This window comes from Opacimonas viscosa, assembly GCF_024199005.1.
In the GTDB taxonomy this organism is placed as follows: Bacteria; Pseudomonadota; Gammaproteobacteria; order Enterobacterales; family Alteromonadaceae; genus Opacimonas; species Opacimonas viscosa.
The window spans coordinates 1-1163 of the sequence record NZ_JANATA010000050.1 but is presented as its reverse complement, the minus strand read 5'-3'; the positions used below and the strand labels follow the sequence as shown (position 1 = coordinate 1163).

Sequence of the window (1163 nt, the reverse complement as noted above, 5' to 3'; positions counted from 1 at the left end):
AGAAAAATGGCAAAAGAAAAGTTTGAACGTACGAAACCGCACGTAAACGTAGGTACAATCGGCCACGTTGACCACGGTAAAACTACGCTAACCGCGGCAATCACTACTGTACTAGCAAAGACTTACGGTGGTGCTGCACAAGCATTCGATCAAATCGATAACGCACCAGAAGAACGTGAGCGTGGTATCACAATCGCAACTTCACACGTAGAGTATGATACTCCAACACGTCACTACGCACACGTAGATTGTCCTGGACACGCCGATTATGTTAAAAACATGATCACAGGTGCTGCACAGATGGACGGTGGTATCTTAGTTGTTGCTGCAACAGATGGTCCTATGCCACAAACACGTGAGCACATCTTATTAGGTCGTCAGGTTGGTATCCCTTACATGATCGTGTTCATGAACAAATGTGACATGGTTGATGACGAAGAATTACTAGAATTAGTAGAAATGGAAGTGCGTGAACTTCTTACAGAATACGAATTCCCAGGTGATGATTTACCAGTAATCCAAGGTTCAGCACTTAAGGCGCTAGAAGGCGAGCCAGAGTGGGAAGCGAAGATTGTTGAGTTAGGTGAAGCACTAGATTCATATATCCCGACGCCAGAGCGTGATATTGATAAGCCATTCATTTTACCAATTGAAGATGTATTCTCAATTTCAGGTCGTGGTACAGTTGTTACTGGTCGTGTTGAGCAAGGTATCGTAAAAGTTGGTGAAGAAGTTGAAATCGTTGGTATCAAAGAAACGGTTAAGACAACTTGTACTGGTGTTGAAATGTTCCGTAAGTTGCTTGACGAAGGTCGTGCAGGTGAGAACGTTGGTGTTCTATTACGTGGTACTAAGCGTGAAGACGTTGAACGTGGTCAAGTATTAGCTGCACCAGGTTCAATCAACCCACACACTCAGTTTGAAGCTGAAGTATATGTATTAAGTAAAGATGAAGGTGGCCGTCATACTCCATTCTTCAAAGGCTATCGTCCACAGTTCTACTTCCGTACAACTGACGTAACTGGTGCTGTTGAGTTACCAGAAGGCGTAGAGATGGTCATGCCAGGCGACAACTTGAAATTTGTTGTTGAGCTAATTGCACCAATCGCGATGGACGAAGGTTTACGCTTCGCAATCCGTGAAGGTGGTCGTACAGTAGGTGC

General features: G+C 44.5%; 1 protein-coding gene. It reads left to right on the top strand.

The genetic code is table 11. The features are described from left to right. Window positions 1-6: 6 nt before the first annotated feature. The coding region (tuf, locus tag NLF92_RS12640) for an elongation factor Tu (RefSeq protein ID WP_254102543.1) at window positions 7-1163 on the top strand (1157 nt) is incomplete at its 3' end.